8 protein-coding genes, 1 tRNA gene and 4 pseudogenes are annotated in these 12,560 nt (G+C 62.9%); 6 read left to right on the top strand and 7 right to left on the bottom strand.

Features of this window, described 5'->3' with window-relative positions; translation table 11 throughout:
* Window positions 1-69 precede the first annotated feature (69 nt).
* Window positions 70-1,004: pseudogene (locus OKW38_RS32400) on the top strand (LysR substrate-binding domain-containing protein).
* 57 nt (window positions 1,005-1,061) lie between these two features.
* Here the strand turns inward: OKW38_RS32400 and OKW38_RS32395 are convergent.
* Window positions 1,062-2,189: a 4-hydroxyphenylpyruvate dioxygenase family protein gene (locus tag OKW38_RS32395; protein ID WP_187612155.1), complete on the bottom strand. Its 1,128-nt coding sequence runs from the start codon at window positions 2,187-2,189 to the stop codon at window positions 1,062-1,064.
* 162 nt (window positions 2,190-2,351) lie between these two features.
* Window positions 2,352-3,305: a pca operon transcription factor PcaQ gene (pcaQ, locus tag OKW38_RS32390; protein WP_090808443.1), complete on the bottom strand. Its 954-nt coding sequence runs from the start codon at window positions 3,303-3,305 to the stop codon at window positions 2,352-2,354.
* 110 nt (window positions 3,306-3,415) lie between these two features.
* Between pcaQ and pcaH the strand changes: the two genes are divergently transcribed.
* Both pcaH and pcaG read left to right on the top strand, forming a co-directional pair.
* On the top strand, window positions 3,416-4,120 hold the full coding sequence (gene pcaH / locus OKW38_RS32385; protein ID WP_090808441.1) for a protocatechuate 3,4-dioxygenase subunit beta: 705 nt from the start codon (window positions 3,416-3,418) through the stop codon (window positions 4,118-4,120).
* Window positions 4,121-4,123: 3 nt separating this feature from the next.
* Complete coding sequence (gene pcaG, locus OKW38_RS32380) at window positions 4,124-4,711, top strand: protocatechuate 3,4-dioxygenase subunit alpha (protein WP_429333041.1); 588 nt, start codon at window positions 4,124-4,126, stop codon at window positions 4,709-4,711.
* Window positions 4,712-4,807: 96 nt separating this feature from the next.
* Here pcaG and OKW38_RS32375 read toward each other — a convergent pair whose 3' ends face one another.
* Entirely contained in the window at window positions 4,808-5,074 is a 267-nt protein-coding gene (locus tag OKW38_RS32375) for an H-NS family nucleoid-associated regulatory protein (protein ID WP_187612158.1), read from the bottom strand.
* Window positions 5,075-5,563: 489 nt separating this feature from the next.
* Here OKW38_RS32375 and OKW38_RS32370 point away from each other — a divergent pair.
* A pseudogene (locus OKW38_RS32370) lies at window positions 5,564-6,203 on the top strand (LysE family translocator).
* 81 nt (window positions 6,204-6,284) lie between these two features.
* Here OKW38_RS32370 and OKW38_RS32365 read toward each other — a convergent pair.
* Window positions 6,285-7,919, bottom strand: coding sequence for an acyl-CoA synthetase (locus OKW38_RS32365; protein WP_429364915.1), 1,635 nt, complete (start codon window positions 7,917-7,919; stop codon window positions 6,285-6,287).
* Window positions 7,920-8,043: 124 nt separating this feature from the next.
* On the opposite strand from OKW38_RS32365, the pseudogene OKW38_RS32360 reads away from it, so the two are divergent.
* A pseudogene (locus OKW38_RS32360) lies at window positions 8,044-8,709 on the top strand (Crp/Fnr family transcriptional regulator); the annotation flags it as partial.
* An 18-nt stretch (window positions 8,710-8,727) separates the two neighbouring features.
* Here the strand turns inward: OKW38_RS32360 and OKW38_RS32355 are convergent.
* On the bottom strand, window positions 8,728-9,084 hold the full coding sequence (locus OKW38_RS32355; protein WP_429364914.1) for a transposase: 357 nt from the start codon (window positions 9,082-9,084) through the stop codon (window positions 8,728-8,730).
* A gap of 143 nt (window positions 9,085-9,227) precedes the next feature.
* On the opposite strand from OKW38_RS32355, the pseudogene OKW38_RS32350 reads away from it, so the two are divergent.
* Window positions 9,228-10,003 (top strand): annotated as a pseudogene (locus tag OKW38_RS32350) (porin); the annotation flags it as partial.
* Between the two features lie 153 nt (window positions 10,004-10,156).
* On the opposite strand, the gene OKW38_RS32345 reads toward OKW38_RS32350, so the two are convergent.
* Complete coding sequence (locus OKW38_RS32345; RefSeq protein ID WP_090808426.1) at window positions 10,157-11,299, bottom strand: porin; 1,143 nt, start codon at window positions 11,297-11,299, stop codon at window positions 10,157-10,159.
* Window positions 11,300-12,400: 1,101 nt separating this feature from the next.
* Window positions 12,401-12,488: transfer RNA gene (locus OKW38_RS32340), tRNA-Ile, on the bottom strand.
* Between the last annotated feature and the right edge of the window lie 72 nt (window positions 12,489-12,560).

Genomic DNA, 12,560 nt, shown 5'->3' with positions numbered 1-12,560 from the left:
ATTATTCGAAATGCGCTGTGCCCCGTAAAGCGAGATAAACTCGCCACTTGATGCGTTTTTGGAATTAACGTGCGAAAGTTCAAGATTCCCAACATGGGCGCGCTGCTCGCGTTCGAAGCCGCCGCGCGGCACCAGAGCTTCACGCATGCGGCGCGCGAACTGTTCCTCACCGAAAGCGCGGTGTCGCGACAGATCAATACGCTCGAAAGCAATCTCGGCGTGCGGCTGTTCGTGCGCGTCAAGCAACGCGTGGTGCTGACGCGCGCGGGCAAGGTCTACAGCGCGCAGGTGCGACGCTCGCTCTCGAACACCTCGATCGCGACACGCTATCGATCATCGCGCACGGCAGCGGCGGCGGCTATCTGGAACTCGCGGTATTGCCGACGTTCGCATCGCAATGGCTGATTCCGCGCATGGCCACATTCAATGAACAATACCCCGAGGTGCGCGTGAACATGGGCGTGCGTACCGCGACGTTCCCGTTCGCCGAGACGCATTTCGAAGCGGCAATTCATTACGGCAAGCCGACGTGGCCGGGTACGTCGGCCGATTTTCTGTTCCGCGAGGAAGTGGTGCCGGTCTGCGCAGCGAGTCTGCTGAAGCGGCCGGTCCGCAACGTCGCCGAATTGCTCAACTATCCGCTGCTGCATTCGACGACGCGACCCGACGGCTGGGCGAACTGGTTCTCGAATCTCGGCGTCGACGAAAACCATACGATGCAGGGCGTGCGCTACGAACTGCACACGATGCTGATCAGCGCTGCCGCGGCCGGACTCGGCATCGCGCTGGTGCCGCGCTTTTTCGTCGACACGCAGTTGCAGCAGTTCGGTCTCGTGATTCCGTTCGACACACCCGCGCTCGCCGAGGCGGCGTACTACCTTGTCTATCCGACCGAGTTGAGTCACGGCAAGCCGCTCGCGAGTTTCCGCGAGTGGCTGCTGCGCGAGGCCGCCGCATACGGCGCGATTTATCCGGAGTTGGTGGAGAGGCCCGAGGGGGCGTGACGCGACGAAAGCCGCATGCGTGAGTGATCCAATCACGCACGCGGCTACGCGCAGTGTTCAGCTGCCGGTGCGCGCCTGGGCCAATGCGGCGAGATTGCCTTCGCCGAAGCCATGATGTCCCTGACGTTGCACGATCTCGAAGAAAATCTCGCCGGCGCGGCGGCGCACGAAGGTCTGGAAAAACAGCAGCGGCACGCCGTCCGCGCCGATCTCGCCATCTACGAGCACATGCGTGTGCCGCAGTCGCTCGACATCGAGCCCGTGGCCCGGCAAACGTGCATCGAGCTGCTCGTAGTAGCGCGGCGGCGGCTCGACGAATTCGACGCCGTTCGCGAGCAGACGCTCGACGCACGCGAAGATGTCGTCGGTGGCGAGCGCGATGTGCTGCACGCCTTCGCCGGGATGATCGGGCAAATACTCGTGCATCAGGTTGGTCCGGCCCGTGCCTTCCTCGTACAGCGGCACGCGGATCGCGCCGCACGGCGACACCATCACGCGCGATTCCGCCGACACATGCCAGTTGGCGTGCAGCTCGTGGATCTCGCGGAAATTCAGCAGGTCGCGATAGAAGTCGATCCACTCCTGCATGCGGCCTTCGCCAACGGTTTGCGTCAGATGGTCGACCGCGATCAGGCCGCTGCCCGCGTGATTCAGATCGGCTGCGGCCGTGTCGATTTCGATGGGCCGGAAGTCGATGTCGAAGATCGAGATATCGCCGAGGCCGCCGCGCTGACCGCCTCGCCCGCGCCAACGATCGACGAAATAGATGTGCGAATCGCCGATGCCTTGAATGGCCGGAATCAGCAGTTCGCCGGCACCGAGGCGTTCGCCTTCGAACGCCCACGCGCCGAGTTCCACCGCGCGTTCGAACGCGCGCTGTGCGTCGGCGACGCGAATCCCGATCGCGCAGATGCCGACCCCGTATTCTTCCGCGTAGCGCGCTGCGAACGAATCGGGCTCCGCGTTGATCAGGAAATTCATCTCGCCCTGGCGATACAGCGTCACATCCTTGCTGATATGACGCGCGATCGCCTTGAAGCCGAGCCGCGTGAAGGTCTCGCCGAGCGCCTGCGGATCGCGCGCGGCGAACTCGACGAACTCGAGGCCGGCCGTGCCGAGCGGATTGTGCTGCGGCGCCAATACGGCGCGCTGCGCGGCCTCTGGAGTGGGCAAGTCGCTGGGCATGGCAATCTCCTTGTACGGTCTTTCGACGCGGGGCCGGTCTTTCCGGGTTCGGCGCGAAGTGTTCCGGTCGTTCGCGAGGGGCTGCGTGGTGCGTGCTCGCTCGTGGCGCGCACGCGGCGTGCCGCAGGAACAACGGTCTGTGGCGGCTTTCGCACCGTGTTTTTACACCGGGTCGCGGGGCGTTCGCAACCGTCTGCCCCGCGCGACCTCGCGCACCGCCTCGATGAACGCGCGTCCCACCGTCGACGGCTGCGTATCCGAGCGACGAATCAGCCCCACCGGCTCGCCGGTGCCCGCAAACGGCAGCGGCAAGCGCACCAGCATGCCGTGCGCGAGTTCGTATTCGACCGCGCTTTGCGGCACGAACCACACCGCGCCGTTTTCGAGCGTCAGCGCGCGCCCCGTGGATACCGACAACACCTCGACGAACGCCGACAACGGCGGCACGCCCCACGCGCCGAGCAGGCTCTCGGCCGATTGGCGGATCAGCGTGCCGAACGGCGGCAGCACGATCGGAAATTCCTCCAGCGACGTGGCGGGCAAGGCCTTCCCTTGCGCCAGCGGATGCCCGGCGCGCACGACCGCGATCAGCGGCTCGGTAAACAGTTGCTCGAAACTCAGGCCGACCATCCGCTCCGGGTCCGCGAGGCGGCCGATGGCGAATTCGATCGACCCCGCTTTCAGGCGTTCGAGCAATTCCGGATTTGCGCCGGTCGCGAGGCGCACGATCACGCGCGGCCACTGCGTCGCGAACTGTCTCAGCACGGGCGGTACCAGCACCGCGGCGACAGTGGGCAGCACACCGACTTCGAGCGTCGCGGCGGCCGCGCCCTCGGCCCGCGCAAGCAGATCGACGCCCTGGCGCAGCGCGCTCACGCAGGCGCTCGCGTGCGGCATGAAAAGCTGCCCCTCGCGCGTCGGCACTGCGCCGTGACGGCCACGCTCGAACAGCTTCACGCCGAGAATGGTCTCCAGCTCAGCGACCGTCTTCGATACCGCCGGCTGCGTGATGGACAAACTGTCCGCCGCCCGCTGGACGCTGCCGAACTGCGCGACGGCCAGAAAGCACTGGAGATGACGGAATTTGACGCGGCTATCCGCGAGACTGCGTTGCATAACGGAAGGTTATACGAAACGGGCAAAAACGTCATTTTTCATAACCGCACGCTTTGTATAAAGTGCGAGTCATAACGTCGCATCCCCGATTCCTCCAACGGAGACACCTCATGGAAGATTCAATTCTTTCGCCGCGAGATTTCGCGTCCCATCCCGAGTACATCTATCCGCCGTACGGTTCGTCGGTCAAACGCGGTCCGTCGCGTCCGCTGATTCCGCTGAAGGAACGGCTGCGGGACCAGCGCGTGCCGGTCTACGGCACCGACGACCTCGACCCGCTCGACAGCGACCTGACCCGCAACGCGGTGCGCAATGGCGAACCGCTCGGCGAGCGCATCATCGTGACGGGCCGTGTGCTCGACGAAGGCGGCCGCCCGGTGCGCAACACACTGGTGGAAGTCTGGCAAGCGAACGCCGCCGGCCGCTATGTGCACAAGGCCGACCAGCACGACGCGCCGCTCGACCCGAACTTCCTCGGCGCGGGCCGCTGCATCACCGACAACGAAGGCCGTTACCGCTTCATGACCATCAAGCCGGGCGCGTATCCGTGGGGCAACCATCCGAACGCCTGGCGTCCGCAGCACATCCATTTCTCGCTGTTCGGCGACCACTTCGGCTCGCGTCTCGTCACGCAGATGTACTTTCCCGGCGATCCGCTGCTCGCATTCGACCCGATCTACCAGGGCACGCCCGAGCACGCCCGTGAGCGCATGGTCTCGAAGTTCTCGCTCGACACCACGCAAGAGGCCTACGCGCTCGGCTACGATTTCGACATCGTGCTGCGCGGCCCGAACGAAACCCCGATGGAGCGCTAAGCCATGACGACTCTCAAGCAAACGCCTTCGCAAACCGTTGGTCCGTACTTCGCCTACGGTCTTTGCCCGCAGCAATACGATTTCGACTTCAAGAGCCTGTTCACGAACGTTCTGGCCGACATGGAAGCGGCCGGCGAGCACATCACGATCGTGGGTCAGGTGTTCGACGGCGACGGCAAGGTGATCGGCGACGCGATGATCGAGATGTCGCAAGTCGACTCGAACGGCCACTATCCGGAATCGCGCGAAGAAATTTTGAAGACCGGCTTTCACGGCTTTGCGCGCGTCGGTACGGGCACGGATCCGCACAAGCGTTTCATCGTCGAGACGGTGAAGCCGGGCCGCGCGAATCCCGACGAAGCGCCGCACATCGACGTAATCCTGACGATGCGCGGCATGCTACTGCACACGTTCACGCGCATCTATTTCGAGGACGAAGCGCAGGCGAACGAGCAGGACACCGTGCTGGCGTCGGTGCCGGCCGAGCGCCGTAATACGCTGATCGCGCGCCGCGTTGCCGGTACGGCCAACCTGTATCGCTTCGACATCCACATGCAGGGCGATCAGGAAACCGTGTTTTTCGACCTGTGATGCGCGATTCGTCGCGAGACTCCGAGCAGTAAAGATCGAGCCCGCCTTGCGCGGGCTTTTTTTCGCGCGGGCGTTTCGCGGTGCGCCTGCGCGCGTTCAGCAGCGGAAATGATCGATGCTTTGTCCGGCGTGAATCGCGCGCGCGAGCCATGCCGGTTTATCGCCGCGACCGTCCCACGTGTTACCGAATGCGTCGCGATACAGCACCGCGGCCACGGCGTTCGCATCGGCTTCGAGCGATTCGGCCAGCGCTTCGAATGTGATGCCGTGGTCGTCCATGCGTCGGCGGATCCACGCGATCATGCGCTCGCGCAGGCTCTCGTCGCGTTCGAACAGGCGTTGTTGTCCTTCTCGTTGTTTCATAACGTATTGGTGTCGCAGCTCTTGCTGGCATTAGACAAACGGGCAACTCGCATAGCAACGCGAGGCTCGTGCGTAATTCAATTTGAATGGAAGCAATTCGACGAATTCACGCGATCCATGCAAATGCGTGAAAACCCGCGTTTGCAAGAGATGCCTGTCAGATCCTGAATTAAAGCGCCTGAAGTAAAGCGCCTGAGTTGAAGCGCTGGAATCAAGCGAATCGGCTACTCGAAAAATCGGCGTGGCTCGAATTGCGCCCGTGTTTCGCGTCGTGCGTCGCCTCGTCGTGACGAGGGAGCTTCCGCGTATGGAAAGTCATTCTAGCATTCGATGTATTTGGGCCGCAGCAAAGAACTTTTTCTAATTTCACTGATTGCGCGACTTCCGAGTTTTCGGTATTCGTGGCTTCCGCCGCGCGACTGGCGGACAATGCGAGACTCTGTATTCGCCAGAACATCTGGCATCGGCCCGACATCAGGAGACACGACCATGCCCGCCTCGACCGCCATCCTCACGATCCTCGCCGCGCTGCTATTGGGCGCGATGAGTCCGGGGCCCAGCTTCGTCATCGTCGCGCGCAATGCGATCGGTCTGTCGCGCGGCGACGGTCTCGCGACAGCGCTCGGCATGGGTATCGGCGGTGTGTTTTTTAGCGGCATCGCGCTGCTCGGGCTCTATACGCTGCTCGCGACGGTCGAATGGCTCTACGTCGGGCTGAAAGTGGCCGGCGGGCGTCTACCTGGTCTATCTGGCGTCGAAAATCTGGCGCGGCGCCGCGAAGCCGCTCGCGTTCAGCGAAACGCGAACCGGCAGCGGCGGCAATCCGCGCAAGTCGTTCTGGATCGGCTTGAGCACGCAGCTCAGCAATCCGAAAACGGCTGTCTATTACGGCAGTATCTTCGCTGCGCTGCTGCCGCAGCATCCGCCGGTGTGGTGCTATTTCGCGCTGCCGCCGGCGATCTTCGCGATCGAGGCGGGCTGGTACACGATCGTCGCACTGTGCTTTTCGAGCCAACGGCCGCGCGAAATCTATCTGCGCTGGAAGGGGTGGATCGATCGCATCGCCGCGAGCGCGGTGACCGCGCTGGGCCTGCGGCTGATTTTTAACGCGCACAAGGTGGGAATTTGACGGCAACCCGAAGCGGCGCGCACCGTCGTGACTCGATGCGCGCCACTCGCGCCGCCCTGAATCAGCGGTAATCGCGGCGCGTTACCCTTTTCCCTCCGCCTTGATCCGCGCGCGCAACTCGAACTTCTGGATCTTCCCCGTCGACGTCTTGGGCAACTCGCCAAAGCGCACCGCCTTCGGCAACTTGTAGCCGGCCAGAAACAGCCGGCAGTGCGCGATGATTTCCTCCTCGGTCGCCTGCGCGCCTTCCTTCAACTCGATGAACGCGCACGGCACCTCGCCCCACTTCGGATCGGCCATCGCGACCACCGCCGCCACCGACACCGCGGGATGCCGGTACAGCGTGTCCTCGACCTCGATGCTCGAAATGTTCTCTCCGCCGGAAATGATAATGTCCTTGCTGCGGTCGCGGATGCGGATATAGCCGTCGGCCGAGCGCACGCCGAGATCGCCGGTATGGAACCAGCCGCCTTTGAAAGCCGCTTCGGTCGCGCGCTCGTTCTTCAGATAGCCCTTCATGCAGATGTTGCCGCGAAACATGATCTCGCCGATCGTTTCGCCGTCGTCCGGCACCGGCGCGAGCGTGTCCGCATCGAGCACCGCGACCGCCGCCTGCAGGTGATAACGCACGCCCTGGCGCGCGGTCAGGTCGGCGCGGATTTGATCGTCGAGCGCGTCCCATTCGTCCTGCTTTGCGCAGACAGCCGCCGGCCCGTAGGTTTCGGTGAGCCCGTACACGTGCGTCAGATCGAAGCCGATCTGCTTCATCTTCGCGATCACCGCGGGCGGCGGCGGGGCGCCCGCGACCATCGTCGACACGCGATGCGTGATGCCCCCGCGCCATTCGGCCGGCGCATTCACGAGCGAACTCTGTACGATCGGCGCTCCGCAGTAATGCGTGATGTGTTCGCGACGAATCAATTCGAACACGATCTTCGCGTCGAACTTGCGCAGACAGACGTTGACGCCCGCGCGGGCGGCCACCGTCCACGGAAAGCACCAGCCGTTGCAGTGGAACAACGGCAGCGTCCACAGATAGACCGCGTGCTTCGGCATGTCCCATTCGAGGATGTTGCTCAGCGCGTTCAGATACGCGCCACGGTGATGGTAGACGACGCCCTTCGGGTCACCGGTCGTGCCCGATGTGTAGTTCAGCGCGATCGCGTCCCATTCGTCCGCGGGCGGAGTCCACTCGAAGGAAGGGTCGCCGGTTTGCAGGAACTGCTCGTAGTCCGTCGCGCGCATGAACTGCGCGGCGTCGGCGGGCTGCGCGTCGGCCACGCTGATCACGCGGAGCTCCGGGAATTCTAGCGCCGCGCGATGCGCGAACTCGCCGTATTCGGTGTCGACGATCAGCGCCTTCGCCTCACCGTGGCGCAGCATGAACAGCAGCGTCGCGACGTCGAGCCGCGTGTTCAGTGTATTCAGCACGGCGCCGGCCATCGGCACGCCGAAGTGCGCCTCGACCATCGGCGGGATGTTCGGCAGCAGCGCGGCGACCGTGTCGCCGCGGCCGATGCCGGCCTCGTGCAGCGCGCTGGCGAGCCGCCGCGCACGCTCGTAGGTCTCGCGCCAGTTGCGGCGGATCTCCCCATGGACGATCGCGAGCCGCTCGCCATACACTTGCGCTGCGCGCACGAGGAAATCGATCGGCGTCAACGGGACATAATTGGCCTCGCGCCGCCCGAGGCCTTCGTCGAACATGTGCTGTGTCATTGCTTCGTCTCCTGAGGCGCGAGCCGCGCCGCCGATTGTTGACCGTGTTCTGTGAATGAACCAGGGCCTAGCCTAGCAATTGTCGTCATGAACTGTCTGTCATTCAAATGACAGAGTGGCGCGATTGTTCGTCGCGTGCGCGTGGTTTCGCGCGCTCGCCGCCGATCATCAGGCGATGGTGCTCGCCAGCGCACACGCCGAGCACTTTGAAGGCGGTGCGTGGATCGCCCGCCGCCAGCAACCGTCCGACTATTGGATCGGCGTGCACTCGGGGCTCATCAGGCTCGCTATCTACAACGCGTCGGGCCGCAGCTGCACGCTGTCGGGCGTGCCGCCGGGCGGCTGGTTCGGCGAAGGCAGCGTGATCAAGCGCGAATTGCGCATATACGACGTGGCCGCGATCCAGCCGTCGCTCGTGATGTTCGTGCCGTCCGCGACCTTCCATGCGTTGCTCGAATCGAGTCTGCCGTTCACGGGCTTCGTGATCCGGCAATTGAACAACCGGATGGGGGAATTCATCGCGTCGATCCAGAACACCCGGCTGCTAGACGTGGACGCACGCGTCGCGCAATCGCTCGCGCAGCTGTTCAATCCGGATCTGTATCCGGACACGGGTCGCACACTGGCGATTTCACAGGAAGAAGTCGGTCTGCTCGCGGGAGTGTCGCGGCAGCGCATCAATCAGGCGCTGCAGAACCTCGAGAAGCTGCGGATTTTGCGACTGTCGTATAACCGGATCGAGGTGCTCGATCTCGAGCGGCTGGCCGCGTACGGGCGGGAACAGATCTAGCGACGCGACTGGCGCTCGCTACCCGGCGCGCACGCCGCCCTTGCGCGTCGCGCGCGTTTCGAGAGCGTCGTCGGTCTTGAACAGCGCGAGCATGATCGCGCTCAACACGCCCGTTTTTTTCCAGCGCAGATAGTAGCGATGCGCGGTCTGGTACGGGACGTAGTGCTCGGGCATTGCGCTCCACGGCGCGCGCGCGTGCAGCACCCACATCACGCTGTTGAGCACGTGGCGAATTTCGATCGGCGGACGACCACGGCGCGGGCCGTCATCATGCAAGGTTTCAGGTAACAGCGGCGCGACCCGCTGCCATTGCTCGTCGGTCAGCTCCTGAACGACTGGCGAGGTCTCGATGGATTCGCAAGATGGACTATTCATGCGTGAAAGCGCGCGCGTAAAACGCGTGCTGGCGTCGCTCCGAAAGTCGTGTCGATACGTCAATTCGCTCGAGACTACTCGCAGCTTGCCTGGGAGAAAGTCAACTTTTGTCACAGGAACGGCGCGATCACCAACAGCCGCTGGGGTCTGCGCGGCTCGGAAGACCTCTGCTCGGCGACACCTACGACCCGCTCACGGTCGGCAACTACAACGAGAACTCGTGGCTGCCTGGCGCGCTCGGCGCGGGGGTTTACGCCGATAACGCGATCAGGTACACGGGCACGTTCAAAGGCCTGACGGTGGCCGCGATGTACTCATCGGCACGAACTCGGAATCGACCGGCGACGGCGGCTTCTCGGGCCAGGTGCCAGGCCATCTCGGCGCGGGCAACATGTACGGCTTCACGCTGTCGTACGCGGCGGGTCCGCTGTCGGTCGCGGCCGGCGTGCAGCAGAACAGCGACAACAGCAATCACAAGCAGACCATCTTCAACGCGAACGCGGTCTATGCGTTCAGCTCGACGAAGCTGTACGTCGGCTATCTGCATTCGAACGACGACACCGGCTTCGTCGACAGCGCGCTCGCGCAGCAGACGCTCGTGCCGGGCGTCGATATCGTCAAGGGCTCGGGCCGCATCGACAACGGCCCGTTCGCCGGCGTCAGGTGGCAGGCCATGCGCGCGCTGACGCTGACGGGCGCCGCGTACTACGACCACATGTCGAACGCGGCGATCGGCGCTGGTCAGCTCGGCAGTGGCTATCGCTACACGTTCGTCGCACTGGCAGAGTACGCGCTGTCGAAGCGCACCGAGGTGTACGGCACCGTCGATTTCGACAAGGTGTCGGGCGCGGCGTCGGTCGAACTGCCGGCCCGCGACAACCAGACCGGCGTTGCGCTCGGTTTGCGGACAATTTTCTGAATCGTTTCACGTCGTCATGGCAAAACGGGCGTCCCCAGGGACGCCCGTTTTTTTCGCCTCGCATACGGAAACCGGCTCACCGGTCTGCCGCGCGCATAAAAAAAGGTGCCGCGAACGGCACCTTTCTGTACTACAGGCAGCTTCTGCTGAAGCTTAGAAGCGGTGACGCAGACCGACCGTAGCAGCCGTCTGGTTCTTCGACGACGAGGTCGGAACCGTGTTGTCGCCGCTGTAGATCGAAGCCACGCCGCCGTCACCCATTGCGTGCTGGTACACAGCCTGAGCGTAGACGTCGGTGCGACGCGACAGCGAGTAGTCAGCCTGCAGGCCGATCTGGTGGTAACGGGTCTTCATGTCGTTACCGTCGGCGTTGATGCCGTAGCCGCGCGCGTCGGTGAACGTGTACGCGACGCCGAGAGCCATAGCCGGGGTCACGTTGTACTTGCCGTTGATTTCGTAGTTGTTGGTGTGGCCTTGACGCTGACCAGGAGCTTCACCAACCAGGTTGTCGACGCGCGATTGCGTCCATGCCACGCCAACCAGCGCCGGGCCGAAGCCGTACGAAGCGCCTGCGCCGAACTGACGCTGACGGAAATCGCCTTGCAGCACGCCCGCGGTGTTCGCCAGAACGCCGTCCGATGCGCCGCTTGCGTTAGCAGCCGGGTTGTTTTGCTGAGCGTAGGCAGCACCGAGGTGCAGGCCTTGCCACTGGTATGCGGCGCCCAAGCTGTACTGACGGTTGTTTGCGAAGCCACCAGCCTGGTTCGAGAAGCCGTACGTGCCGCCGAACGTGAAGCCAGCGTAGTTAGCGCTCGAGTACTTGACCGAGTTGTTGACCGACAGACCACCGTTGGTGTTCAGGTTGTCGTTGTTGAACGGGTGCGCGAAGTACGTGCCGCCCCAGCTGCCCGTTGCGGTCAGCGGTGCGAGGTAGTCCTGCGCTGCGTCGTACTGGCGACCCAGCGTGACCGTACCGAATTGCGAGCTCGACAGACCGACGAAGGCCTGGCGGTTGAACATGCCGTTGTTGTTAGCGTACTTGCCGTTGTTGATGTTGAAGCCGCTTTCCAACGTGAAGATTGCCTTCAGACCGCCGCCCAGATCTTCCGAACCACGCAGGCCGAACATGCTCTGGTTGATGCCGCCGCTACCTGCTGCCCACTTGGAGTTGTGGGCAACGTTGCTGGTGTACGTCAGACCTGCGTCGAGCAGACCGTACAGGGTCACGCTGCTTTGTGCGTGAGCGACCGAAGCGAACGATGCGGCAGCCGAAACGACGATGAGACTCTTTTTCATGGGAACTCCAATTCGAAAAATTTATACGGGGAGCAGGACCTGCTTCAGCAGCCGATGCATCGCATTTGCCGCCGCCCGCTTGGCCGAACCGTGGGGATCGACCGGGCACCCTTGAAGCGAAGCGTGAGTGTAGGGGGACACCCTGGTACCGACGCAGGCAATTCCCGCAACAGGATCTTTCGAAATTCGCAACAATGTTAGAGCCGATGGGGATAACTTCTTGTTTTTCCACCGTTTATTGCAAGATCGAGGGGCCGGATCGACAGCTCCAGCCAAAACGAATTTGCAACGCCTCAATATCCTGAGTTGCGCGTTTGCAACAGTGCTTTAATACGCGTGACGTAATCGGGTCGGAGCAAATTGACGAAAAGACCGGCCGATATTTTTGTAATCAAATGGTTGAAGTGACGGTTTTCCGCGTCGTTTGAGATTTATTTTTGGAGCGCCGGAACTTAATAGAGTTAAATGCAGTCATCCTCGCGCACCCGCCAATTAATGGTTTCCGGCGGGGCGATTAACTCGTCGAATCACCAAGACGGCTCATTCACCTAATCTTTATTGACCGACGCAAGCAATCGCTGCCGCCCCCGGGCGGCGCAACGGTCCCAGCCCACCGCGTCGAATCAGCATTCACTATTGAGACACTGCCATTGCGGCGGTCTTCTGATTTCTCGCTTTAGTGAGCACCCTCTGTCACGTCTTTATAAGATGCGCGCGCGCTTCGAAAAAGCCTTCAGCACGGGCGTTGCCCGGAGGTGAATTGCGACGCCGACCGCCGCGTGACAAGACCCGCGCTGAAAGCGGACGGCATGCATCAACAAGCCTTCCGCATTCAATTAATGGCGGGGTTGCGCCCGCTTTTACACGGAGTTTCCCTGATTACGCGTGATCACCGCTTATGGTTGGCGCGGAGCGCGCTTAAGCGCCTCCTCGTCCGCCGGCGAGGCCCGGCGCGAGCGGGTCGGTGTCGGGTGGTGTGTGGGGCAACGGACGCGGCTCGCCGGGGTTGAGGCTGGGCACTGGGTCGCCCAGCCGAGGCAGCCGAAGGCCGCCCAAAAACAAAAAAGGGTTCCGGAATTCGGAACCCTTTTTTCGATACTTTGGTGGGCCGGGTGGGGTTCGAACCCACGATGTCCTTTCGGAGGTGGATTATGAGTCCACTGCCTGCAACCAACACGGCGTCCAGCCCAAGAAAAAAGACCCGGTCGTGAAGGCCGGGCCCGTTTCGTCGATTGGCCGACATACTACACGAAAAAGGAGC

It is taken from the genome of Paraburkholderia sp. MM5496-R1, assembly GCF_050436205.1.
Classification (GTDB): domain Bacteria; phylum Pseudomonadota; class Gammaproteobacteria; order Burkholderiales; family Burkholderiaceae; genus Paraburkholderia; species Paraburkholderia tuberum.
The sequence above is the reverse complement of the archived record's forward strand: the minus strand, read 5'-3'. Positions and strand labels throughout refer to the sequence as shown.

What these genes read in the sequence shown, in the direction of transcription:
- OKW38_RS32375 (WP_187612158.1), bottom strand. Translation starts at nt 5,074, where the DNA reads ATGAAACAACGAGAAGGACAACAACGCCTGTTCGAACGCGACGAGAGC.
- OKW38_RS32365 (WP_429364915.1), bottom strand. Translation starts at nt 7,919, where the DNA reads ATGACACAGCACATGTTCGACGAAGGCCTCGGGCGGCGCGAGGCCAAT.
- pcaG (WP_429333041.1), top strand. Translation starts at nt 4,124, where the DNA reads ATGACGACTCTCAAGCAAACGCCTTCGCAAACCGTTGGTCCGTACTTC.
- OKW38_RS32355 (WP_429364914.1), bottom strand. Translation starts at nt 9,084, where the DNA reads ATGAATAGTCCATCTTGCGAATCCATCGAGACCTCGCCAGTCGTTCAG.
- OKW38_RS32345 (WP_090808426.1), bottom strand. Translation starts at nt 11,299, where the DNA reads ATGAAAAAGAGTCTCATCGTCGTTTCGGCTGCCGCATCGTTCGCTTCG.
- pcaQ (WP_090808443.1), bottom strand. Translation starts at nt 3,305, where the DNA reads ATGCAACGCAGTCTCGCGGATAGCCGCGTCAAATTCCGTCATCTCCAG.
- OKW38_RS32395 (WP_187612155.1), bottom strand. Translation starts at nt 2,189, where the DNA reads ATGCCCAGCGACTTGCCCACTCCAGAGGCCGCGCAGCGCGCCGTATTG.
- pcaH (WP_090808441.1), top strand. Translation starts at nt 3,416, where the DNA reads ATGGAAGATTCAATTCTTTCGCCGCGAGATTTCGCGTCCCATCCCGAG.